Origin of the sequence: Candidatus Poriferisodalis sp. (assembly GCF_965208555.1) — a bacterium.
Taxonomy (GTDB): domain Bacteria; phylum Actinomycetota; class Acidimicrobiia; order Acidimicrobiales; family Poriferisodalaceae; genus Poriferisodalis.
This window is the reverse complement of sequence record NZ_OZ242342.1, coordinates 1,999,240-2,021,774: the sequence shown is the minus strand read 5'-3', so window position 1 is coordinate 2,021,774 and position 22,535 is coordinate 1,999,240. Positions and strand designations below refer to the sequence as shown.

The 22,535-nt window shown below is 66.1% G+C and carries 22 protein-coding genes and 2 pseudogenes; 4 read left to right on the top strand and 20 right to left on the bottom strand.

Going from position 1 to position 22,535, the window contains the following annotated elements:
- Positions 1-197: 197 nt before the first annotated feature.
- The 4 genes and pseudogenes from ACOGXE_RS09380 to ACOGXE_RS09365 all read left to right on the top strand — a co-directional run.
- Positions 198-665 (top strand): annotated as a pseudogene (locus tag ACOGXE_RS09380) (adenosylcobinamide amidohydrolase); the annotation flags it as partial.
- Positions 665-829: an adenosylcobinamide amidohydrolase gene (locus ACOGXE_RS09375; RefSeq protein ID WP_419933506.1), complete on the top strand. Its 165-nt coding sequence runs from the start codon at positions 665-667 to the stop codon at positions 827-829. The pseudogene ACOGXE_RS09380 and the gene ACOGXE_RS09375, both read left to right, overlap by 1 nt.
- A 61-nt stretch (positions 830-890) precedes the next feature.
- Positions 891-1,814 carry an adenosylcobinamide-phosphate synthase CbiB gene (cbiB, locus tag ACOGXE_RS09370; RefSeq protein ID WP_419933505.1) on the top strand — a complete coding sequence of 308 codons (924 nt, stop codon included), beginning with the start codon at positions 891-893 and terminating at the stop codon, positions 1,812-1,814.
- Between the two features lie 295 nt (positions 1,815-2,109).
- Positions 2,110-3,696 (top strand): HNH endonuclease, encoded by a 1,587-nt coding sequence (locus ACOGXE_RS09365; protein ID WP_419930662.1) that lies wholly within the window; start codon positions 2,110-2,112, stop codon positions 3,694-3,696.
- A 96-nt stretch (positions 3,697-3,792) separates the two neighbouring features.
- Here ACOGXE_RS09365 and ACOGXE_RS09360 read toward each other — a convergent pair whose 3' ends face one another.
- From ACOGXE_RS09360 to ACOGXE_RS09265, 20 genes and pseudogenes are all read right to left on the bottom strand, one after another.
- Positions 3,793-4,878 (bottom strand): SAM-dependent methyltransferase, encoded by a 1,086-nt coding sequence (locus ACOGXE_RS09360; RefSeq protein ID WP_419930661.1) that lies wholly within the window; start codon positions 4,876-4,878, stop codon positions 3,793-3,795.
- Positions 4,879-4,893: 15 nt separating this feature from the next.
- Positions 4,894-6,573, bottom strand: a complete 1,680-nt coding sequence (locus ACOGXE_RS09355) for an NADH-quinone oxidoreductase subunit N (RefSeq protein ID WP_419930660.1) — start codon at positions 6,571-6,573, stop codon at positions 4,894-4,896.
- 2 nt (positions 6,574-6,575) lie between these two features.
- Positions 6,576-8,141 (bottom strand): complex I subunit 4 family protein, encoded by a 1,566-nt coding sequence (locus ACOGXE_RS09350; RefSeq protein ID WP_419930659.1) that lies wholly within the window; start codon positions 8,139-8,141, stop codon positions 6,576-6,578.
- 85 nt (positions 8,142-8,226) lie between these two features.
- Positions 8,227-10,401, bottom strand: a complete 2,175-nt coding sequence (gene nuoL / locus ACOGXE_RS09345; RefSeq protein ID WP_419930658.1) for an NADH-quinone oxidoreductase subunit L — start codon at positions 10,399-10,401, stop codon at positions 8,227-8,229.
- Positions 10,402-10,411: 10 nt separating this feature from the next.
- The gene (gene nuoK / locus ACOGXE_RS09340) at positions 10,412-10,711 is read right to left on the bottom strand and encodes an NADH-quinone oxidoreductase subunit NuoK (RefSeq protein WP_419930657.1); all 300 of its coding nucleotides are present in this window, start codon (positions 10,709-10,711) and stop codon (positions 10,412-10,414) included.
- A gap of 77 nt (positions 10,712-10,788) precedes the next feature.
- Complete coding sequence (locus tag ACOGXE_RS09335; RefSeq protein ID WP_419930656.1) at positions 10,789-11,283, bottom strand: NADH-quinone oxidoreductase subunit J; 495 nt, start codon at positions 11,281-11,283, stop codon at positions 10,789-10,791.
- A gap of 8 nt (positions 11,284-11,291) precedes the next feature.
- The gene (locus tag ACOGXE_RS09330) at positions 11,292-11,879 is read right to left on the bottom strand and encodes a NuoI/complex I 23 kDa subunit family protein (protein WP_419930655.1); all 588 of its coding nucleotides are present in this window, start codon (positions 11,877-11,879) and stop codon (positions 11,292-11,294) included.
- A complete protein-coding gene (gene nuoH, locus ACOGXE_RS09325) occupies positions 11,880-12,908 on the bottom strand; it encodes an NADH-quinone oxidoreductase subunit NuoH (RefSeq protein ID WP_419863466.1) in 1,029 nt (342 codons plus the stop codon).
- Positions 12,905-14,086 (bottom strand): NADH-quinone oxidoreductase subunit D, encoded by a 1,182-nt coding sequence (locus ACOGXE_RS09320; protein WP_419930654.1) that lies wholly within the window; start codon positions 14,084-14,086, stop codon positions 12,905-12,907. The genes nuoH and ACOGXE_RS09320 overlap by 4 nt, the downstream gene beginning before the upstream one ends.
- 89 nt (positions 14,087-14,175) lie before the next feature.
- Positions 14,176-14,724 (bottom strand): annotated as a pseudogene (locus tag ACOGXE_RS09315) (NADH-quinone oxidoreductase subunit C); the annotation flags it as partial.
- Between the two features lie 95 nt (positions 14,725-14,819).
- The gene (locus ACOGXE_RS09310; protein ID WP_419930653.1) at positions 14,820-15,368 is read right to left on the bottom strand and encodes an NADH-quinone oxidoreductase subunit B; all 549 of its coding nucleotides are present in this window, start codon (positions 15,366-15,368) and stop codon (positions 14,820-14,822) included.
- A 20-nt stretch (positions 15,369-15,388) separates the two neighbouring features.
- Positions 15,389-15,754, bottom strand: a complete 366-nt coding sequence (locus tag ACOGXE_RS09305; RefSeq protein ID WP_419930652.1) for an NADH-quinone oxidoreductase subunit A — start codon at positions 15,752-15,754, stop codon at positions 15,389-15,391.
- Positions 15,755-15,796: 42 nt separating this feature from the next.
- On the bottom strand, positions 15,797-16,099 hold the full coding sequence (locus ACOGXE_RS09300; RefSeq protein ID WP_419930651.1) for a hypothetical protein: 303 nt from the start codon (positions 16,097-16,099) through the stop codon (positions 15,797-15,799).
- Position 16,100: 1 nt separating this feature from the next.
- A complete protein-coding gene (locus ACOGXE_RS09295; protein ID WP_419930650.1) occupies positions 16,101-16,364 on the bottom strand; it encodes an HPr family phosphocarrier protein in 264 nt (87 codons plus the stop codon).
- A gap of 37 nt (positions 16,365-16,401) precedes the next feature.
- The gene (locus tag ACOGXE_RS09290; protein ID WP_419930649.1) at positions 16,402-16,869 is read right to left on the bottom strand and encodes a PTS sugar transporter subunit IIA; all 468 of its coding nucleotides are present in this window, start codon (positions 16,867-16,869) and stop codon (positions 16,402-16,404) included.
- Positions 16,870-16,877: 8 nt separating this feature from the next.
- Positions 16,878-17,261 carry a hypothetical protein gene (locus ACOGXE_RS09285; RefSeq protein WP_419930648.1) on the bottom strand — a complete coding sequence of 128 codons (384 nt, stop codon included), beginning with the start codon at positions 17,259-17,261 and terminating at the stop codon, positions 16,878-16,880.
- A gap of 64 nt (positions 17,262-17,325) precedes the next feature.
- A complete protein-coding gene (locus tag ACOGXE_RS09280) occupies positions 17,326-18,420 on the bottom strand; it encodes a PTS transporter subunit EIIC (protein ID WP_419930647.1) in 1,095 nt (364 codons plus the stop codon).
- Between the two features lie 206 nt (positions 18,421-18,626).
- On the bottom strand, positions 18,627-20,135 hold the full coding sequence (locus ACOGXE_RS09275; RefSeq protein ID WP_419930646.1) for a BglG family transcription antiterminator: 1,509 nt from the start codon (positions 20,133-20,135) through the stop codon (positions 18,627-18,629).
- Positions 20,132-21,838: a phosphoenolpyruvate--protein phosphotransferase gene (gene ptsP / locus ACOGXE_RS09270; protein WP_419930645.1), complete on the bottom strand. Its 1,707-nt coding sequence runs from the start codon at positions 21,836-21,838 to the stop codon at positions 20,132-20,134. The genes ACOGXE_RS09275 and ptsP overlap by 4 nt, the downstream gene beginning before the upstream one ends.
- Positions 21,835-22,521 carry a hypothetical protein gene (locus ACOGXE_RS09265; protein WP_419930644.1) on the bottom strand — a complete coding sequence of 229 codons (687 nt, stop codon included), beginning with the start codon at positions 22,519-22,521 and terminating at the stop codon, positions 21,835-21,837. Before ACOGXE_RS09265 ends, ptsP begins: the two co-directional genes overlap by 4 nt.
- Positions 22,522-22,535 lie beyond the last annotated feature (14 nt).

Here is a 22,535-nt window from a genome sequence, read left to right as displayed (position 1 = left end):
AGATGGCCTCACACACGAAAGAACTGAAGTGAGAGTGTGCCAGATGATTCGCTCCGAGCAAATGCTCAAATACACATCTACGAGACACAAAATGGATGCATTCACATGTGCCCGTGGCGAGCACAGTCCCATCCTCAACCTGACACCGGCGGTCGGACGCTCCAGCTCTGGCCTCGGACATCGGTAGCGTCCGGCCGATGAGCCCTGCTGCTGTGGAGCCAACCCTGGTGGCGGCCCCGCACAGCGCCCTGGTCTGGCGATTCGATCAACCCACTGAGGTGATCTCGTCGGCCGCAGTGGGCGGCGGCATCGGCCAGATCGACTGGGTCGTGAACATCGGGGTGGGCAGCGGCTACACCCGGACAGATCTGGACGCACACGCTGCAGAGCTCGCAGCCGAGCTCGGTCTGCGCGGTCCCGGAACCGCACTGTTCACGGCGGTGGATGTGGAGCACTACTCGACGGCCGAGTGCGACGGCGTGGTCGTGCACGCCACCGTGGGTGTGTCGAAGCCGACATGGGCTGCCGATGTCGGCGGCTCGGTGGACGCCTGCGGGCCAGGAACGATCAACATCGTGGCGCAACTGCCCGTCGGTTTCGAGCCGGGCGCTGCAGTCAATGCCGCCATGACGATCACCGAAGCCAAGACACAGGCGCTGGCTGAGTGCGGGGTCGCCGGCACCGCACCGCCACGGACGCAGTGGTGGCGGCATGGCCTGCGGCAGCGCGCCGGCAGCGCTTCGGTGGACCTCGCTCGGAGTGGGGACAGCGCCTTGCGCTCGCGGTGCACAGCGCAGTGCAGGCCGGACTGCCCGCAGGACTCGCGTGAGCACAGCAGGCCCGCCGACCTCGATGAGCGCCGCAGATCCCCCCAGTGGAGCTGGTGCGTCATGAGATCCACCGGTCAACGCAGCGGTGCGGCGGTGTTGGGGCTACTTGTGGACCGCATCGCGGCAGAGCCGCCGGAGCGAGTGCATCCGGTAGCGGCATTCGGGAAGCTGATGACGCGCCTGGAGCAGCTGATCTGGGCAGACCGGCGACTGCCTGGGGTTGCCTACACCGTGACCGGTGTGGCCATCGGCGCAACCGCCGGGATTCTCCAGCGCTCGACCGCCTCGGCGGTCGCGCTGACTGCAGCCGGACGGGAATTGCGGTCGGTGGCGATGGGGATTGCCGGCCGGTTGGAGGCGGGAGACCTAGACGCAGCTCGCGCCGAGCTCCCGCGCCTTGTGGGCCGTGATCCCAGCGAACTCGACGAGTCGGGCGTGGCAGCCGCTGTCATCGAATCCGTTGCCGAGAACAGCGTGGACGCCGTGTTTGCACCGGTCTTCTGGGCGATCGTGGCCGGAGCTCCGGGTGCAACGGCCTACCGGGCGGTCAACACGATGGATGCGATGGTGGGTCGCCGCGACGAGCGCTATCGCAACTTTGGCTGGACGGCAGCCCGACTGGACGATGTCGCCAACTACATGCCGGCCCGGCTCTTTGCCGCCCTGGTGGCTGCGCTGCGCCCGCGGCAGGCGCGCGCCATTTGGACTGCGATCCGGCGCGACGCAGTCGCACACCCCTCCCCCAACGCTGGCGTTGCCGAGGCTGCGGTGGCGGCTGCGCTCGGGCGGGAACTCGGGGGACCGCTGCGCTACGGCCCTCGGCAGGAGAATCGGCCACGTCTCGGCGTCGGACCGCGGCCGGCCGCCAGCGACATCGAGACAGCGGTACGCCTCGCCTCCCAGGCCGAACTGCTGCTGGCCGCGGTAGTCGCCGTGACATGGTTCGTCGCTCATCGCGGGCGAGCTCTCACGGATCGTTCCTGAGCCAGGCTCCCACCTCCGTCTGCGCTGCCGAGGGGGCGACGACGCCGTTCGGCAGATCGCCGACGTTCGGCGGTGATGACCGAATGCACGCATGTATCGCTCTGATGGCCGAGTCGTTCGAGTCAGCCTGATCGAGCTGTGGCGGTGTTCCTGCCGGCGGCATGCACGGTCGGCAGGTCTATTTCACACTCGGCGGCTGTAGTTGAAACTATCTGAAAACACTTGTCATATATTTGTAATAATCAAATTATCACATAGATGCTTTCGTGTGACACCCAGTCGGTAGAGTGAACGTATGTTCTCGCAGGTGCAGCAGGCGCTCGATTGCCTCGGTGCGGCCCTCGACGGAGTCGAGGCGGCGCCGACCGGCGAGCTGCGCCGCACGCTGGGGCTGGCGAAGCAGCTGCGCTCGCGCGTCGAGCTGCTCGAGACCAAGGCCGCTTCGGCGGTCGCGCAGCGTGAGCGCCACGGCGACGGCGGCGCAGGGTTGCTGAACCAGGTCGGCGGGCGGTCGCGTTCCGAGGCCGCCCGCAACGTCCGCACCGAAGCGGAGCTCGCGGAGCTGCCTGCGGCGCGCACCGGGGTATCAGACGGCGAGATCAGCCTCGCCAACGCCGCCAAGCTGGCGCACGCCGCACGCAAGACCAGCCCCGGCGCGGTGCAAGGCGACGCCGATCTGATCGAGCTCGCCAAGACGCTGCCCGAAGACGAGTTCGCGCAGGCCGCGCAGCGCTGGACGATCCGGCACCAGAGCGCCGATGATCTCGCCGTGCAGCATCGCCGCAACCGGCGCAACCGCCATGTGCGGTTCTGGAACGGCGATGACGGCTCGGTGCAGATGCGCGGCTCATTCGACGCCGAGATGGGCGCCCGCATCCAGCAACGCCTGCGCCAACAAGCCGAACAACTCCGCCAAGCAGACCGCCGCCGCCAGCAACACGAACAACAGCGCAGCCACGGTGCCGAATCCGGCGATGCCGCATCCGGGGCAGCAGCGTCGGGCGATGGCGCGGCCCATGACAGCGTCGTGCCCGGCAAGGCCATCCGCACTCGCGACCAGCGCATGGCCGACGCCCTCGACACACTCCTCGCTAGCGGCACAGCACCGGCGCACTCGGCCCACGCCGCATCGCGACCGGGCGAGCCTGACGACGCCGACCACCCCCAGCCGGCATCCGGTGTCATGCAGACTCCCCCAGCCGGCCCCAAGGCAGGCGAGATCATCGTGCGCGCCGACCTCGCGGCACTCGCCGGCGAGCCCGGGAGCATCGCCGAGATCTGTGGCGTCGGTCCGATCCCGCCCAGCACCCTGCAACGGCTGGCGTGCAACTCCGACGTCTCGGTCGAGATCTTCGGCGACAACCTCACACCGCTGTATGAGACCGTCGCAAGCCGGGCACCCACTGCAGCACAACGACGCGCGCTGATCGCCCGCGACGAGGCGTGCATCGGCTGCGGTGAACCGCCCGGCGAATGCGAAGCCCACCACATCACACCCTGCCAACACGGTGGCAAGACCCGCCTCGACAACCTCGTGCTGGTGTGCTGGCGCTGCCACGACCTCATCCACGACCACAACTGGCAAGTCACCATCCGAAACAGCCGCTACCGGCTGGCACCCCCCGACCCAGCTAAACCCGCCGAACCTGCCCCGCAACGCAAACCCAAACGCCAAACGGCGCAGCCCAGGGCCCAGCGCGCTTCGGCTCAACGCAAACCCAAGCACCAGACGGCCGGGCCCAGATCCCACCGGCATTCGCCCCAACGCGAATCCGAGCAGCAGGCTCCCCAGCGGCGTTCGCCGCAGCAGACACTGACCACACAAGATCCCCCACCGAACCCGCCCGTCCCCGAACCGCTATGGGAAGATCCCGCAGCCTGAGTACACCGACGGGGCCGACTTGCCCCGGCCCGATCTCATCAAGCACTGTGAACCGGCCAGCGATGAGCTGCGCCCGGCCCGGCTCGGCGAAGAACCTCAGCCGGCGTGCCACTCGGCGGCCCAGAAGGCGCCCATGCCATCTGGATCCGTGAGTGCGGCGGCTTCGTCGAGCAGGGTCCGGGCGGCCAGCGCCTCGGCGGTGGGCTTGGCCCTGCCTCGTTGCCACAGATTCCGCGCCGTCGCTGTGATGTCATCGATGCCTGCGGCGGCCAGCCAGTCGGCTTGGGGGGTGAGGGTGGCACCGGGCGGGAGCTGGTCGAATGCCACGTCGCAGGTGATGTCGGCGCTGCCGGGTTGGTGCAGCGGGTCATGGCCCCGTCGCTGCGAGCGATATGTGCGCAGCCACTCCGTCGCCGGGCGTGCCGCCAGCTCGGCGGTCGTCGGCACTCCGTAGTCGAAGACCAGCAGCCGGCCGCGCTCGAGCAGCCGCAGCGCTCGCCGAATCCAGACCGCCGCCTTCAATTGCAGCGGTACTCGCGCCCCCGGCTCGGCATCGGGTGCCAGCGCGTCCGCCATCGCCGCGGCGTCGTCCGGCGCAGGCGTCAACACCTCGGTGAAGTCTCCTGGCGAGACATGGACTTCCTGCCAGCCATCCGTCGAGCGTTCGAGCAGGCGGAACGGCAGGTTGTCGAGCAGCTCGTTGGCGAGCACCACGCCGGCCAGCGGGCCTGCTGGGAGCGCAGATACGGCAAGCACGGTCTGTTCCGAACCGGCCAGAGGTTCGTCACCCGGACCGGCGCGAGGTTCAGCGGCCGGCGAAGCAGGGAGCCTGTCGTGCATATCGGCAATGGCTGCCAAGGCCTCAGCGCGCTGACGGTCAACGCGTTCCACCATCACGTAGCGCAGCACCTGACGGCACTCCCGTGCGTGCTGCAGGACCTGGCGGCAGAGCGTGCCGCGACCGGCGCCGCCCTCGACGACCATGAAGGGATCAGGTCGTCCCAGCTCGTGCCACACACGGTCCAGGTAGCCGGCCACGCACTGAGCGAACAGCGACCCCAGCTCCACCGATGTCGCAAAGTCGCCGCCCCGGGCCGCCGGGTGGCCACCGCGCACGTAGAAGCCCGAGACGCCGTACAGCGTCTCGTCCATGTAGTCGTCAAATCGCACGGCGTCAGGCACGCGGCGTGCCTGTGCTCAGCCGCCGAAGTGGAACGTGGCGACGTCGCCGAAGTGGCTGACGAGGCCGGGGAAGATTCCCAGCGCGAGCGTGGCGATTGCTGTGATGGCCAGCGCAGCCGCCAGCGCTCCCGTCATCGGGATCGGACCGGGCGTGAAGCTCACCATCGTCATCTGGCGCTTCTCGGTCGCCAGGAAGCCGGCACCGTGGTCGTCGTGATCGGCATCGGCCGACCCGGTCGCTTCGTCAAGATCGGGTTCGTCGCCGTCGTCGCCACCGGAATCGACGCCCAGCGAGACCATCTCGGGCACCGGCTGGAACCACATCTGCACCAACACCCGGGCGTAGTAGCCGAACGCGATCACCGCGTTGACGGCCACGATGACGGCAAGCACCCAGCCTGCCGGCGTGCTGGCATCGGCCAGCGCCCGGAAGATCACGAACTTGGCGAACCAGCCGCCCGCCGGCGGTATGCCCGCCAGCGCCGCCAGGAACAGCGTCATCAGCACCGCCATGCCAGGCGCGTAGCTGAACAGCCCGCCGTAGCTCGAGATGGCGCCAGAGCGGGTCCGCCGTGACACTGCGAGCACCACGCTGAATGCGCCCAGGTTCATGAAGGCGTAGATGATGGCGTAGACGATGATCGCCTCGTACGCGCTAGGCAGCACGTTGGTCGTGATGTCGGTGCCGGGGACTGTCCACGCATCGCCTTCGAACGCCACGGCGAAGGGCACCAGCATGAAGCCGCCTTGGGCGACACCCGAGTAGGCCAGCATCCGCACGATGTTCGTCTGACGCAGTGCGATGAGATTGCCCACGGTCATCGTCACCGCGGCCAGTACCCAGAAGAACGGCTGCACCACGTCGGCGGCCCCCTCGAAGGCCACGAACACCAGCCCCAACAGCGCCACAAAGCCGGCTGCCTTCGACGCCACCGACAGGAACGCCGTCACCGGCGTGGGAGCACCCTCGTAGGTATCGGGCGCCCACGTGTGGAACGGCACGGCCGACACTTTGAAGGCAAAGCCGATCAGCACGAACAGAATCGCCACGATGACAATCGGGCTGGTGCCCTCCCCGGTCAGCGCTGCGGCAATCGTCCCGAAATCGGTGTCGCCGGCTACGCCGAACACCAGCGACATGCCATACAGCATCACTGCGGTGGCAAACACCCCCATCAGGTAGTACTTCAGGCCGGCCTCGTTGGACCGGGGCCCGCCCTTGCGCCACGCCGCCAGCATGTACGCGGGAATCGACAGCAGCTCCAGCGCCACGAACACGCTGACCAGGTCGCGCGAGCTGGCCATCATGATCATGCCCAGCAGCGACGTCAGCAGCAGCGTGTAGTACTCGTTCTCGTAGTAGTCGCCCTCGCGCACGTAGTCGACCGACATCAGCACCACCAGGTACCCGGCCAGGATGAACAGCGCCTTGAGCACCAGCGAGAAGTCATCGACGACGTAGGCCCCGCCGAACATGGGTCGCTCGGCGCCATCGGCTGCCAAGGTCAGAATCGGCACCAGCGTGACCAGCAGGCCGACGCCGGTCAGCGTCGGCATTATCCGCTTGGCCTTGTCGTCGAACGCAATGTCAGCGACGGTCACGAGCGTGCCGACCGCCAGCAGGGTCAATTCGGGCGCGAGCGCATGCCAGTCAAGATCCGGCCGCACAAACGCGAGAAGTGCCCCCAGGTTCATCGTCAGCTCCCGAGCACCGCTGCGCTGATGCTCTCGGCGATGTTCACCGACACGTCATCGACCACGCCGAAGATCAATCCGGGGACCCAGCCGAAGAGCACCATCGCGATGATGAGCGGTGTCCACGCCGCCCACTCGTAGCGATTGACATCGGCGATCGTGTGGCCTTCCCATTCAGGCTTGGGTTCGCCGAAGGCACTGCGCTGGAACAGCCACAGCAGGTACCCGGCGGCAAACACCGTGCCCACGGCGGCGATCACCATGTAGGTGCGGAAGGTCTCCTCGGACAGACCCGCACCGGGGTTGTAGGCCGAGAGGATGGCCGGGAACTCGCCCCAGAATCCGGCCAAGCCGGGCAGGCCCAGCGACGCCATCGCCGAGATGGCCAGGATCCAGCCCATGCGAGGCGCCGACTTCAGCAGGCCGCCCAACCGGCTGATCTCGAGCGTGTGGTAGCGCTCCTTCACCGAGCCAGCCAGGAAGAAGAGCATCCCGGTGATGATCCCGTGGGCCACCATGCCGAACACGGCGGCATTGATGCCGATCGGGGTGAGCGTGGCGATGCCCAGCATCACGAAGCCCATGTGGGCCACCGAGCTGAAGGCGATCAGCCGCTTCATGTCGGTCTGCGCCAGGCAGCCCAAGGCGCCGTAGATGATGCCGATCACCGCCAGCAGGCCGATCCACGGTGCCCACGCCGCGGCGCCCTCGGGCAGGAACGGCAGCGCGATCCGCACGAATCCGTATGTGCCGAGCTTCAGCAAGATGGCCGCCAAGATCACCGAGCCCACGGTGGGTGCCTCGGTGTGCGCGTCGGGCAGCCACGTGTGGAACGGGAACATCGGCACCTTGATGCCGAAGCCCATGAACAGGCCGGCGAAGATGATCGCCTGGGTGCCGCGGGCCAGGTCGCCGCCGGCGGCCTTAGCCAGCTCGTGCATGTTGAACGTGTTCAGCGCCGTCCCGGCATCGTTGGTGGCCACGAAGAACAGCGCCACGAAGCTCACGATCATCAGCGCCGAGCCGAACAGCGTGAACAGGAAGAACTTCAGCGAGGCGTAGCGACGGTTCTCGCCGCCCCACACACCGATCATGAAGTACATCGGCAGCAGCACGACCTCGAAGAAGACGAAGAACAGGATGAGGTCCTGCGCCACGAAGGTGCCGTTCATGCCCGATGCCAGGATCAGCATCAGGATCAGGAAGGCCTTGGCGTTGCCCGGCTCGGGGATGTGCTCCCACGAATAGATCACGCACAGCGGGATGATCACCATCGACAGGATCAGCAGCGGCAGCGACAGCCCGTCGAGACCCAGGATGTAGTCGGCGTTGATCGCGTCGATCCAGCCCTTGGACACCCCGAACTGCAGCGAACCGGCGTCGCTGTAGTCAAACGCGGCCAACAGGTACACCCCTACTGCCAGCGAGGCCAGCGAGGCCACGAGCGCGATCGTCTTCAGCTCGAATTCGCGGGCGCGCGGCACCAGCATCATCACGAGTGCGCCGACGGCGGGCAGGAACACCGCAAGCGTCAGCGCCCAAGCGTCGAATCCAGATGCTGCGTCCACTAGCAAGCTCCCTCTCGGTTACGGCCCGATTTCACTGACGGCGGGCTCGTCGGTTGCGTCGTTCTTCTCTGATTCATTGCACTGCTCACAGCACGATCACGAACACGATGGCGACTACGGCCGCTGTGCCGAACAGCAGCGAGCCGTAGTTCTGGACCCTGCCGGTCTGCATCACCCGCAGACCCTGACCGCCGGCATCGGCACCGCTGCCGAGCGCGTTGACGGTGTTGTCGATAGTGCCCTGGTCGATCCAGCGGTACACCCAGCGGCCGCTGTCGCGAGCCCCCTCGCCGGCGGTGTTGACCACCTTGTCGATCACGTTGTTGTTGACCCAGTTGGCGGCTCGGGCGATCGGCGCCTTGATCGAGCCCACCACGATGTCGGTGTAGAGGTGGTCGAGGTAGTACTTCTGCTCGAGGAACGTGTACCCCGCTTTGGCGTAGCGGTTCCGCTCGGTCAGTCCGTGCGGACCGGTGTTGCGCCAGAAGTACAGGAACGCGACGGCGATGCCGCCCAGCGCGAGCGCGAGGCCCACGAGCGCCAGCCACAGCGACGGATCGGGATGCGACAGCCCGATCGCATTCAGGTAGTGCGTGGGCTCGGCGTAGGTCTGCACCAGATGCGCGAGGCCTTCAAGACCGACGATCTCGAGCACCGGCGTCGGCAGGTTGAATGCGCCCGCCACCACCGCCATGACCGCCAGGATCCACAGCGGCACCGTCATCACCTTGGGCGACTCGTGCGGGTGGCCGTGACCCCGGTATTCGCCCCAGAACGTGTACCAGATGACCCGGGTCATGTAGGCGGCGGTCAGCAATGCCACGACGCAGCCGAAGATGAGCATGAGCGGGTATGCGTTCTGTTGCCCGGCGAGCGCCCCCAGCAAGATCTCGTCCTTCGACCAGAATCCGGCGAAGGGGAAAATGCCGGCCAGCGCCAGCGTCGAGATCACAAACGTCTTGTAGGTGTGCGGCATGTACTTGCGCAGGCCGCCCATCTCACGCATGTCGAAGGTGTGGTGCGCCGCATGGCTGACCGAGCCGGCCCCCAGGAACAGGCAGGCCTTGAAGAAGGCATGCGTGAACAGGTGGAACATGGCCGCGGTCCACGCACCCACGCCCAGCGCCATCACCATGTAGCCAAGCTGGCTCACGGTGCTGTAGGCCAGCACCTTCTTGATGTCCCACTGAGCGAAGGCCAGCCCGGCGCCGGCCAGCGCCGTGAAGCCGCCGATGAACGCCATCAGGTTGATCGAGGAGGTGCCGATGGAGAAGCCCTCGTAGAAGACTGGGTAGAGGCGGCCGATCATGAACACGCCCGCCACGACCATCGTCGCGGCATGGATCAGCGCCGAGACTGGCGTGGGCCCGGCCATGGCATCGGGCAGCCACGTGTGCAGCGGGAACTGGCCCGACTTGGAGCACACCGCTGCCATGAGCGCAATCGAGGCGATCAGCAGGGCGAAGTGGTCCTCCGGGCCGGCCATCGTGTTGATCTCGTGGATGTCGAATGTCTTGAAGGTGCCGAACAGGATCGCGACGCCCACCAGCAGGCCGATATCGCCGACGCGATTGGTCAGGAAGGCCTTCACGGCCGCATCGGTGTTCGGTCGTTCCTCCCACCAGTGCCCGATGAGCACAAAGCTGCACACGCCCACCAACTCCCAGCCCACGATCATCTGGACCAGGTTCTGGGCCATGACGAAGAAGAGCATCGAGGCGGTGAACAAGCTCAGGAAGGCGTAGTAGTGGACGAATCGCCGGTCGCCCTTCAGGTACTCGCTGGAATAGATATGCACCAGCAGTGAGATCGACGTGACGACCACCAGCAGCAGCACGGTCTGGCCATCCACCAGCGTTCCCACAGCAAAGGGAACGCCACCGCTCGACCACCAGCCGTCGACCTCAGAGATGACGGGCTCGGTGGTGGCGTAGCCATGCCCGTCACCACCGTGGCCGTCGTCTTCGGCGGCGAAATGCAGCTCGCCGTCGACGCCGGTGGCTGCCGTTGCGCTCAGCCCCTCATGTACGTCGACGAGTGCGTGTTCGGCCTTGCCGTCCTTTGACGAGGTGCTGTCCTCCACCCGGGTGATCCACGAGACCGCGGCGATCATCGAGAGGATCCACACGATGCCGATCGCAGTGATGCCCACCTTCTGGACCCGCTCTGCGCCAATGACGCTTCGGCCGAACAGCAGGATGACGACGAAGGAGATCGCCGGGATCAGCGGGATGAGGAAGGCGTTCTCGAGGATCCACATACGCCGGCGCTCAGCCCTTCATCAGGTCGAACTCGTCGACCGCGATCGACTTGCGGTTGCGGTACAGCAGCAGCACGATGGCCAGGCCCACGCCGACCTCGGCCGCTGCCACCGCAATGATGAACAGGGCGAAGACCTGCCCCGACACCACGTCGTGCTGCAGCCCGAACGCCACCAGGTTGAGGTTGACGGCGTTGAGCATCAGCTCGATCGACATCAGCACCATCACGCCGTTGCGGCGCGCCAGCACGCCATAGACGCCGACGGCGAACAGCACCGCACCGAGCAGCAGGAACTGGTTCAGCAGCATGAGCTGACTTTCCTGGCGTCCAGCGCCGTCGAGCCCGCTGCCGTGGCCCGGATCACTGCTTCGTCCATCACGGCCCCTCAGTCGCGCCGTGCCAGCACGACGGCGCCGATCAGCGCAGCTAGCAGCAGCACCGAGACGGCTTCGAACGGGATGATGTACTGCGAGAAGACCGAGTCGGACACATCAGCGGTGCGGAACACCGTGTTGTCGGTGGCCAGCGAATCGGTGCCGTAGCGGTCGATCAGGGCGTACACGGTGATGCCGCCCAAGGCCAGCGCCGACAGCGCGGCAACCGGCCAGGTGGCCCCGGTCATCTGGGGTATTCGCCCGATCGGCGCCCGGGTCAGCATGATGCCGAACAGGAACAGCACCATCACGGCGCCGATGTAGACCAGCACCTGCGTGGTGGCGATGAACTCGGCTGTCAGCAGCACATAGTTGGCCGCAAGACCGCCCAGCACCATCACCAGGAACAGGGCTGCGTGCACGATGTTGCGCGTCGTCACCATGCCGAGCGCGGCCAGCACGGTGATGGCCGCGATGATCCCGAAGGCGATGTTCTGCGCAACCATCGGGCGGCCTAGCTCCCGGCCTCGAGCTTGCGCGCCGGCGCGAAGTCATCAGAGCCGAACTCGGGAACCTTGCGCACCTTCTGCTCCGAGCCGGGCTCGTAATCCAAGAACTCGGGCACGGTCTCCATCCACTCGCTGAGGCGGATCCGGTCGTGCAGCAAGTCGGCGATATGAGGCTCGGAGTACTCGTACTCGGGCGTCCAGAACAGCGCGTCGAACGGGCACACCTCCACGCAGATGCCGCAGTACATGCACAGCGCGTAGTCGATGTCGAAGCGGTCGACCACGTTGACCGAGCGCACCGCGCCACCGGCTCGCCGGGGCGGCGCCTTCACCTTGTGGCCCTCGATGTAGATGCACCAGTCGGGGCAGGAACGCGAGCACAGCATGCAGGCGGTGCAGTTCTCCTCGTGCAGGGCGATCACGCCCCGTGCCCGATCGGGCGGCGCTTCCTTCTCGTGCGGGTACTGCACGGTGACCGAGCCTTGCTGCGGCGCCGGGATGAGCGTGCGCAGGCCGCGCTTGGGGAACAGCGTGCGCATGGCGGTGCGCGCCGTCACGCCGAGGCCCTTCAGCAATCCGGGGAGCTGTGGCATCTAGAGCACCACCTTGAAAATGCCCGTCACGACAATGTTGGCGAGCGAGAGCGGGATGAGGACCTTCCACGCGAACTTCTGCAGCTGGTCCTCGCGCAGGCGTGGGTAGGTGAAGCGGATCCAGAAGATGACGAAAGCCACCAGCAGGATCTTGACGAGCATCACCACGGGTCCGAGCACGTTCAGCACCGGGGCATCGAAGTCGAAGCCCGGGATCCACCAGCCGCCCAGGAACATCACGGTGGCGAGCGCCGAGAAGGCGAATGCCGTGGCCACTTCGGCCATGAAGAACAGCAGGAAGCGGAAGCCCGTGTACTCCACGTGGAAGCCGCCGACCAGCTCGGTCTCGGCCACGGGCATGTCGAACGGCGTCTGGGTCAGCTCGGCCTGGGCGGCGATCATGAAAATCAGAAAGCCGACGAACTGCGTCAGGATGAACGGGTTGCCGATGAGGCCGAAGCCGAAGATCTCGCCCTCCGCCTGGGCTCGGACGATCTGCTGCAAGTTGAGCGAGTCGGCCTGGATGACCACGCCCATGACGGCGAGGATCAGCGGCAGCTCGTACGCAATGAGCTGGCCCGCCGCTCGCAGGCCGCCGAGCAGTGCGTACTTGTTGGCTGACGCCCAGCCGGCCATCAGCACGCCCAGCACCGACAGCGACGACACCGCCATCGCGTAGAAGATCCCGGTGTCCAGGTTCTCCACCACGGCATCGGGGCCCGTGGGCAGCACCACGAACAGCAGGAATGACGAGGCCAGCACCACCACGGGGGCCGCCCGGAACACGCGCCGGTCGGCGGCGGCGGGGTGGATGTCCTCCTTCTGGAGGAACTTGACCGCGTCGGCGATGAGCTGCAGCGTGCCGTAGGGGCCCACGTCCTGGGGGCCCAGCCGGCTCTGCATGAACGCCATCATCTTCAACAGGAACAGGTAGCCCAGCATGAGTGCGGCTGTGGGTATGACGATGAGCGCGACGCCCAGCTTGATGCTGGTCTCCGCCCAGTACGCCAGTCCCAGCAGGTCCGTCACCGGTCGATATCCCCGAGGATGAAGTACAGCGAGCCGAGGATGGTGATGATGTCGGGCACGTAGGTGCCTCGCATCACCCACGGCACGACCGAGATGTTGCTGAAGCTGGGCGTGCGGATCTTCACCCGGAACGGGCCTAGACCGCCCTTGGACACCACGTAGTAGCCCATCTCGCCCAGCGGGTTCTCCGTGGAGACGTAGGCCTCACCGGCGGGCACCTTGATGATGCGCGGCACCTTGGCCATGATCGGGCCCGAGGGGATGCCGTCGAGCAGCTGGTCGACGATCTTGGTGGCCTCGCGGGTCTCCTGCAGGCGCACCCAGTAGCGGGCGAACGAGTCACCGTCGGGGTGAGTCCAGACCCGCCAGTCGACCTGGTCCCAGGCGAGGCCCGGGTTTGCGTCGCGGCGCAGGTCCCAGTCGACGCCGCTGGCTCGGAGGTTGGCGCCCGACAGGCCGTAGCTGAGCGCCACGTCGCCCGGGATCACGCCGACGCTGCGGCAGCGCGTCTGGAAGATCTCGTTGCCCATGAGCAGGTCTTCCATCTCGTCGCAGAAACCGCGCATCTTGGCCATGACGGCGTGCGTCTCGGCGATCCAGCCGCGGGGGATGTCGTCCTTCAGGCCGCCGATGCGGTCGAAGTTGGGGTGGAAGCGGCCGCCGGTGACCTCTTCGATCTGATTGAGCACCCGCTCGCGGTCGCGGAAGGCGAAGAACACCGGGGTGAGCGCGCCGACCTGCACGCCCATGTCGCCGAGGAACAGCGACACGTTCGCGATGCGGCTCAGCTCGAACAGGATGGTGCGGATCCACTGGGCACGGGGCGGGGCCTCCACCCCCATCAGCTGCTCGGCCGCCAGGATGAACGGCACCTCGTTGGCAAAACTGCCCAGCCAGTCGATGCGGTTGATCAGCGTGGTGCACTGCGGGTAGGTGCGGACCTCGCACAGCTTCTCGTAGCCGCGGTGCATGTAGCCCATCAGCGGCTCGGCCGAAATGACCTGCTCGCCGTCGAGTTGGCAGGCGATGCGCAGCGTGCCGTGCGTGGCGGGGTGCTGCGGGCCGATGTTCAGCGTCATGTCGCCGGTGTCCAGCTCGACGTTGACGCGGGCATCCGCGGCCTGGGCCGCCACGTAGGCCTGCTGTGAGCGCAGGTCAGTCGCCGTTGCAGCGCTCATGCGCCCGCTCCCGATGCCTCGAACTCGGCCATCACCTCGGCCTCAAGCTGGGCTTCGAGCTCCGGCGGGATCTCTTCGATATCGACGACGCCGGGCCACGGCTTGACCGCACGCGCCAGCAGCGGGAAATCTTTGCGCAGGGGGTGGCCCTCGAATTCGGTGGGCAGGTAGATGTGTGCCAGATTCGGGTGCCCGTCGAAGACGAGGCCGAACATCTCGTGGGCCTCGCGTTCATGCCAGTCGGCACCGGCGAAGACATCGATGATCGACGGCACCGCCTCAGGCGTACTGCGCCCATCGCTGTCGGCGACCTCCGCCAGGTCGGCCTTGATGAGGACAGCGGCGTGGCGGGTCGGCGAGTGCAACTGCGCCAGCAATTGGAAGCGTGTCTCGCCGCCTCCGTGCCGCACCGTCTCCTCGGCGGTGGCGCTGGCGGCTTCGTCATCCTGCCCGACCCCCGCGGCGTCGAACTCAGTGTCCTCGTAGCGGCCTTCGGGCGCATCGGTCCAGTCGATGGCGGAGAGGAAGCCGAAGTAGGAGAAACCGGCATCGCGCAGCGCCGTCATCGCGGCATGCCACTGCGCGACGTCAACGCGCAGCCAAAGGTTCTGCCCTGCTTCGACGTGGAATTCCACCATCGCGTCGCCGAGCAGCTCGGACAGCTCGGCGGCGAGCGCTTCACGCGCCTCGTCACCTGGCTCCGCTGCGTCCTCGCCGGTTTCGTCCGCCATGTCTACGCCTGTGCCGATCCCGCCGGCACACGTGTTGATGATGGTGCCGAGGGCGGCACCACTATCGGCTCGCCTCGCCAGCGTTCCTGCATGTCTTCGCGCTGGATGCGTTCCTGCAGCAGCACGATGCCTTCCAGCAGTGCTTCGGGTCGTGGCGGGCAGCCGGGCACGTACACGTCAACCGGGATGACCTGATCCACGCCCTTGGTGACCGAGTAGCTGTCCCAGTAGGGCCCGCCGCAGTTGGCGCACGAGCCCATCGAGATGACGTACTTGGGCTCGGGCATCTGCTCGTACAGGCGGCGGATGACCGGCGCCATTTTGTCGGTCACGGTGCCGGAGATCACCACCAGGTCGGCCTGGCGCGGGCTGGCAGGGAACGGGATGACCCCGAGCCGCATCACGTCGTACCGGGGAGAACCGAACGCGGCACCCATCTCGATGGCACAGCAGGCCAGGCCCCACTGGTACACCCACAGCGAGCGGGCCCGGCCGAAGTTCAGCAGCCAGGTGAGCGGCTTGGGCAGTTTGACCTTGTCGACCAGTGCCATCGTGGGATTCCCTCAGCCCCTCAGACCCAGCGCAGGACGCCCTTGCGCCATGCGTAGAACAGGCCCAGCACCAGGATGAAGATGAAAATTGCCATCTCGACCAGGCCGAACAGGGCATAGACCTCGAGCCGCGTCGCCCAAGGAAAGATGAACACGGCCTCCACGTCGAACAAGACAAAGAGCACCGCGAAGACGTAGTAGCGGATCTGGCTCTGGGTCCAGTCGCTGCCTACCGGATCTACGCCGCTCTCATACGCGATGAGCTTCTGGGGCGTCGGTCGCTGGGGCCGCAGGACTCGTGCGACTCCGAACATCGTGAAGGCCATCAGGACTGCCGCTGTGCCGAAGATCGCGACAGTCAGATAGCTCCGCAAGAGGTCGGACACGGACCGCAACGCTAGCGACTTCGCGCCACCCTGCGCCGATTCTCAGACCTTCTTGCGAGGTATGTCCGCGTTCTTGAGGATCTCGCCGTGAGCATCGATGATTCCGGCCTTGGACCCCAAGGAAAGCGGGTTCGCGCCGAACAGGTCGGCACGGTTGATGGCCACCCATCGGTAGCCATCGATCTTCTTCACACGCTTGAAGGCGCCCTTCAGTTCCTCCGCGCTCGCTGCGACGACGATGGAGCCCTTTTCGAACACGAGGTCGGCCGCGCCTGAGTCGTCCGCTGACGCCCCGACCGCCTCCGCTACAGCGGCGACCAGTGCGTCACGATCGAGCCTGCTCATGTCACTCCTCCTCGGTGAGAATGGCCACGACAGCCTCAAGCGCGGCCTCGGCCTGAGGTCCTTCTGAGTGGACACGTGCAGTGTCACCGGGTCCTGCTCCAAGCGCGAGCACGCTCATGATGCTCACCGCGTTGGCGGCCTTCTGGCCGGCTTCGATCCTGACTTCCGCATCGAAGGTCTTCAGCCTCTCGACCATGACCGCAGCAGGCCGTGCGTGCAAACCATGGGGATTGGTGATGACCACTTCGGCGAACACTGAGTCCATCGGGGTCTCCAGTTTCTGCCTTCAATCTTCGCCGTGCTCAGTCGTCGACAGGCGGTGCGGCGCTCAGTTGGTCGTAGACAAAATCGGCATCGCTTGACTGCGCAAGCTGCTCGCAGAGTTCTTCGTCCTGCAGTATCTCGGCCAGTTGCGACAGGACGCGCACGTGATCATCGCCGACCGCCGCAAGTCCGACCACTAGATACGCCGTTCCCGGGCCCCAGTCGACGCCCTCGGGATACTGGGCGACCACGATTCCCGTGGACCGGATGAAGTCCTTGCTCTCGTTGACACCATGAGGCAGGGCGACGCCGTTGCCCAGGTAGGTGGAGACAACTCGTTCCCGGTGCTTCATCCCGTCGACGTACTCGGGCGTCACCGAACCACGATTCACGAGCAGGCTGCCCGAATGCTCGATGGCCTCGTCCATGGAACTCGCTCGGCACCCGAGCACAACGTCCGCTCGGGTCAGGACAGACCCAAGTCCGTCCTCTGCACTGTCGTCCACGTCAGCGCTCAGATCTTCGACACGACCGGATCACCGGCCTTCAGCGTTGCGACGAGCTGCTTCACCGACGGGTCATTCACGAACAGAATGAACGGCACGATGGCCGCCGTAGGGACCTTCTCCTTGGCCTGCTTCGCGAGACCTTGATGGACCACGATCACGTCCGCATCTTCTGACAGCTGCCCTACTGGCTGATGCACCACGGTGATGTCGAGCTTGGCCTTCTTGACCAGCTTCTTCAGCTGATTCGCACCCATCAGGCTGCTGCCCATGCCTGCCTCGCAGGCGAACACAATCAGCTTCACGTCGCTCGCCGTCTTGCTGACTCGCTCCGTCATCTTTGACCTCCGGTTGGTGCCGACGAGAATAGGAGGACCGGGGCGGTCAGCCATCCTGAACCGCCCCGGCCTCCTCAGGCTGCGCCCAACTGGGGGTCAGCGCAACCTCCGCGGCATCTCAGTTCAGCGGGACACCCTCCATGGCGTCGTCGAGCGAGGTGTCGTCGTCGCTGTCGTCGATCTCAGGGACCGGGAACAGTTTCAACAGAATCGAGCCGACGATGAATGCAGCCGCAGCCCCTGCGGCGATACCTAGCAGCACACCTGCAACCGCTCCTCCGTTGGATGGCAAGAACGAGAAGTAGGCGAAGATGCTGCCTGGCGACGGTGGCCCGGTCAGGCCTGCATCGAAGATCACGAACACGATGTCCGCCACGATGCCGCCTGCCCACATGGCGCCGATCATCACCGGGTTCATCAGGACGTACGGGAAGTACACCTCGTGGATGCCGCCGAAGAAGTGGATGACGATGGCACCTGGAGCGGACAGCTTGGCCAGCCCCTTGCCAGCAAACCAGTACGCGAGCAGCAGCCCCAGACCAGGTCCGGGATTCGACTCGAGCATGTAGTAAATGGAGCGGCCGGTCTCCGCCACGTCAGTGGTGCCCAGCGGTGTGAGCACCCCGTGGTTGATGGCGTTGTTGAGGAACAACACCTTGCCGACTTCGATGGGCAGATCCATGAGCGGCAACAAGCCGGCATCGCTGAGACCCTCGACCATGTTGCCGAACGCGTTGGCGATGCTTGATGTAATCGGCCCGATAACCAAGTAGCCCAGCAACGCCAAGAAGAGACCAGAAATAGCCTGCGAGAAGTTGTTGATGAGCATCTCGAAGCCGGCAGGACGCTTGTCCTCAAGCCACTTGTCGACTTCCCTCATCACATAGCCCGCAAGCGGGCCGACAATCATTGCGCCGAGGAACTGCGGCACATTCTGGGCCGAGGCACCAGATGCCAATTCGAAAGATGCGCCCCCGATGACACCGAGGACCGCAACGGCGCCGAGCACGCCGCCACGGTGACCGTGGATCAGTTTGCCGCCGGTGTATGCGACGAGCACCGGCAGCAGGTACACGATCATCGGGCCGACAATGTTGCCGGTAAGGGCATCCCAGTCCCAGTCAAGGCTGGTCTTGGCTAGCCAACCCGTCGGAATGAACAGGCTGGTGATCAACCCCCACGCCATGAACGCACCGATGTTCGGTATGACCATGCTGGATAGGAAGCCGCCGAATCGTTGAACACGTTGAAGCATGCGTAGAACCCCCCTTGCTTCAGGCGATTGGAACATATTTGCCCTTGGGATCCGCCCGGCTCTACTGCCAATTCGGCACCGGTCGACAACGACATTTCGGTGCCCGCGCGGCACGGTGTCACAGCGCCAATCGGCCACAACGGCGGCCGACTGCGACGGAGCGATCAGGCGTACTGCGCGACCTGGGCGACGTCGGTGGTTGACAGCAAGGGGCTGACCACCACCACAGGCACATCACTCGCCCTCAGCGGCACCGTCGAGATGACCAGGTCGAAGTCATCGTGTCGGAGATCTTCGAAGCCTCGCTCGGACAGGACCTCGACGAGGTCCAATTCCGGGAACTCAGACTTGATCCGCGAGACGAGCACCCAGACCGTGGCCATCCCGCTGGGGCACACGACAAGAGCGCGCCGCCTCGGCCGGAGCCTGGCTCGCTCCATGGCACCCGAGACGTACATGGTGATAAAGCCGATCTCGTCTTCGGCAACCGCCACGTGCATTGCCTCGGTAAGCAGCGACGCCATCTCCGCAGCAACGGCATAGACGTCCGGATAGCGCTCTCGCACCTCGTCAAGCAGCGGATTGTGGATGGGCAATCCATAGCGCAGGCGAACACCGAGACGCTCGAGGTGAGATGCCAATCCGCGCCTGAGTTCGGAGTCGTCGACGAGGGCAGTGTGCAGCCTGTCGCCGGCGAGCCGCATGATCTCGTCGAGGAGGCTGTCGGCGACACCCTCGGAACCCGGACGCACGGTGTCCAGGGCATCGAGGCCGAGCAGATATTCGGTGATTGTCGCCACCTCCGCAGCGGGCAGGCTGGTGCCAGCGAGCTGTTCCAAGCTCGGAACGATGGTCGCAACGCTGCGGGCGATGGGGTGATCCATCGCCGAGCGATGCACGCCGGCATCGAGTGCCACGCTTCGTCCTGCGCGGATCCTGGCCACCGACACGGCGAGGTACAGCGCGAATACCGCGTCGCTGCGGCCGGTGGTGAGGGTCTGGCCGAGCGCGCTGGCCCGGACGAGCGCGGCGGTCTCGACGAGGGGAAGCGTGAATATCCGTTCCAGCAGGCCGATCGGTACCCGCGCGGTCGCCTGTTGCGCGGCAGAGGGCGCTTCAGCGAGCTGCAGGTGCAGGACCTCTTCGGGGATCGCTTCGAGAATGAGCTGCACGGTGACGCGGCGGATGCGCCGTTCGGTACCGACGACAGAGATGCCGCGGCCGGCGCGCCGCACCAGCGGAAGCCCGTTGCGCTCGAGCCACGGTTCACACCTCTGCAAGTCGCGTCGGGCCGACGTCTTCGACACCTCCAGTTCCAGGTGCAGCTCCTCAAGAGACACCACGTCCGGCGCCTCCCACAGCAGCGCCGCGAGGAGAATCCGGGCCCGTTCAGGCGGGGCATAGACCCGCGGCACCTCCGGCAAAGACCGGATGTCAGCGGCGATCTTGGAGCGCACATCGGGCGAGGCGGTGACGAGCAAGCCTTGACCCCGCTTGCGCGCCAGTTCGGCACCGCACGCCTGCAGGAAGTGCTCGACCTGGTCGAGGCGGTAACGCACGACGCGCTGGCTCAGTCCAAGATCTGAGGCGAGCGCGGCAGTGCTGCGGGGCTGGTCCTGCTGCAGCAGCCACCGGGTGATCCGCAGGGCACGCGTGTCGAGCAGGGCCGTCATGAGCTGCCCGCCGGGTCGGCAATGACGCTGCGAGCTTCGTCAGCCGTTGCCGCCGCAAGTGCTGCCCGAACCATCACCTCGGCTGTCCACGCATCAGTTGCCGCAATTGCGGCTTTCACGATGTTGACCGTGCGCGGGCTGACCGAGAGCTTGTCGACGCCCATGGCAGCGAACACCGCCGCGCCGAGCGGGTCGGCTGCAGCCAGACCGCAGACCGAAACGCTGATGCCGTGGCGCTTGGCTGCGGCCACCGTGCGCTCGCACAGGGCAAGCACCGCAGGATGGAGCGGGTCCTGGAGATCGTCGAGTCCGGTGTTGGTGCGGTCGGCGGCCATGACGTACTGCGTGAGGTCGTTGGTGCCGATCGAGAAGAAGTCGACGTGCGGCGCCACGGCATCGGCCACGAGTGCCACTGAAGGGACTTCCACCATGATCCCGATCGGCGGCATGTCGTGACGGGTGCCACGTGCCGTCAACCCGGCCGAAATCTCGGTGATCCGGTCGCGCAGTGCACGTATCTCGGTGACCGTGGAGACCATGGGAAGCATCAGCCAGACCTGGGTGTCGACCGCAGCTCGCAGGATCGCTCGCACCTGCGTCTCGAACACTTCGGGGAACTGGCTGTAGAGACGCGCACCGCGTACACCGAGGAACGGATTCTCCTCTTCCGCGATGTTGAGGTACGGCGCCGGCTTGTCCCCCCCGATGTCAAAGGTCCTGATAACGACCGGATCGCTGAAGCTCGAACCGGCAAAGGAGTAGAAGTCGAATTGCTCCTCCTCGCCGGGCGCATCGGATCGATCCAGAAACAGGAACTCCGTTCGCAGCAGGCCAATGCCCTCCGATGCGGCCGCTACAGCACGCTCGACGTCATCGCGCGATCCCACGTTGGCGGGCACCTGGACCGGATGCTCGCCGAGAGCCACGCTGATTCCCCGGAACCGATCGGCAGCGGCGACAGCAGCCTCGAAGGCCTCGCGGCGCGATGCGAAGTCGTCGACCGTCGCGTCAGTCGGGCAGACGACGATGTCGCCCGTCGCGCCGTCGATGGCGATCGGGTCGCCTGCTTGCGTGCGTTCGACGATGCCTGCGGCGCCCACCACCGCTGCCACGCCGAGCGATCGAGCGATGATGGCAACGTGAGAGGTCGGCCCGCCGGCCTCGGTCACGAAGCCGAGGACGGTCTCGGAATCGAGCGCCGCTGTGTCTGCGGCTGTCAGCTCCCGCGCCACCAGCACCGACGGCACGTCGATCTGGCCCAAGTCGGGCACGTCGACGCCGGCGAGCTGATGCCGGATCCGGTTGGTGACCTCGACGACGTCTTGGGCGCGTGCCGCGATGTACGGATCGTCGATGGCCGCAAACAGCTCTTCGATCTGCTGGCGTGCCTGCTGCAGCGCTGCGTCGAGCCCGGCACCCGTGTCGAGCGCGGCGGCCACGGCGTCGGCCAGCATCGGGTCCTGCGCCATGAGCGCTTGAGCCTCGAGCACATCGGCAGCTTCGGAGCGCCCTGAGGTTCGCGCCGTCTCGCACATTGCCCCGAGCTGCTCACTCACCGCCGCACTGGCAGTGGCGAACGCTGCAGCGGGATCTGCGAGATCGGGCACCACAACCGCCTGCGGGTCGATGACGATCGCCGGCCCGACGGCGATGCCCGCCGAGGCTGGCGAGCCGCCAAGCCGGATCTCCGGAGATTCGCTCATTGATCGCCCAATCGCTCGGTCAAGACGTCGTAGAGGCATGCCCAGCTCACGAGCGTGATGCTGGCAGTGACGGTCAGCAGGGCGAGCGTGAGCACCACGGTCACCAGCGACACTCCGTATCCCATCGGGATTGCGGCCAGCAGATTGAACGCAGCGAACAGCGCCATGATCGCGAAGAGCGCGATCCGGCGCTTGGTGCCCAGACGCACGCTGGTGCCCAGCGCTCGCAGGCCGCCTTTCGCTGCCCGGTCAGCGACGACGTAGCCAGAGAAGCCGTAGAAGAGGACCGCCAAGATCGACGGGATGGCAAACAGCATCGCACCGAGCAAGAACCCCGCCCAGAAGAAGACCGAGCACACGAACTGCGCGGCGAACATCCTGCCGCTGCGCCACGGCGCGGCGATGTCGGCGGAATAACCGCGAGCAGCGTCAAGGGCATAGGCGAACCACGGCAACGAGACCGTGCCCGCCAGCACGAGGCCGATGAGATACAGAGCGACATACGACGCGGTCAGCTCGTTCTCCGCCCCGCCAGCTCTCGACGCCTGCGCCCAGTATCCGAACAATCCAGACACGCTGAAGGTCACCGCAGCAGCAGCCGTGAGCGGCACGAGGTTCTTGACGTACCCCGCGATTCCGCCCCGGAGCATCGCCGAGATCGGCAGCGGAAACTGCTCGTTCATGCCCATGCCTCCGC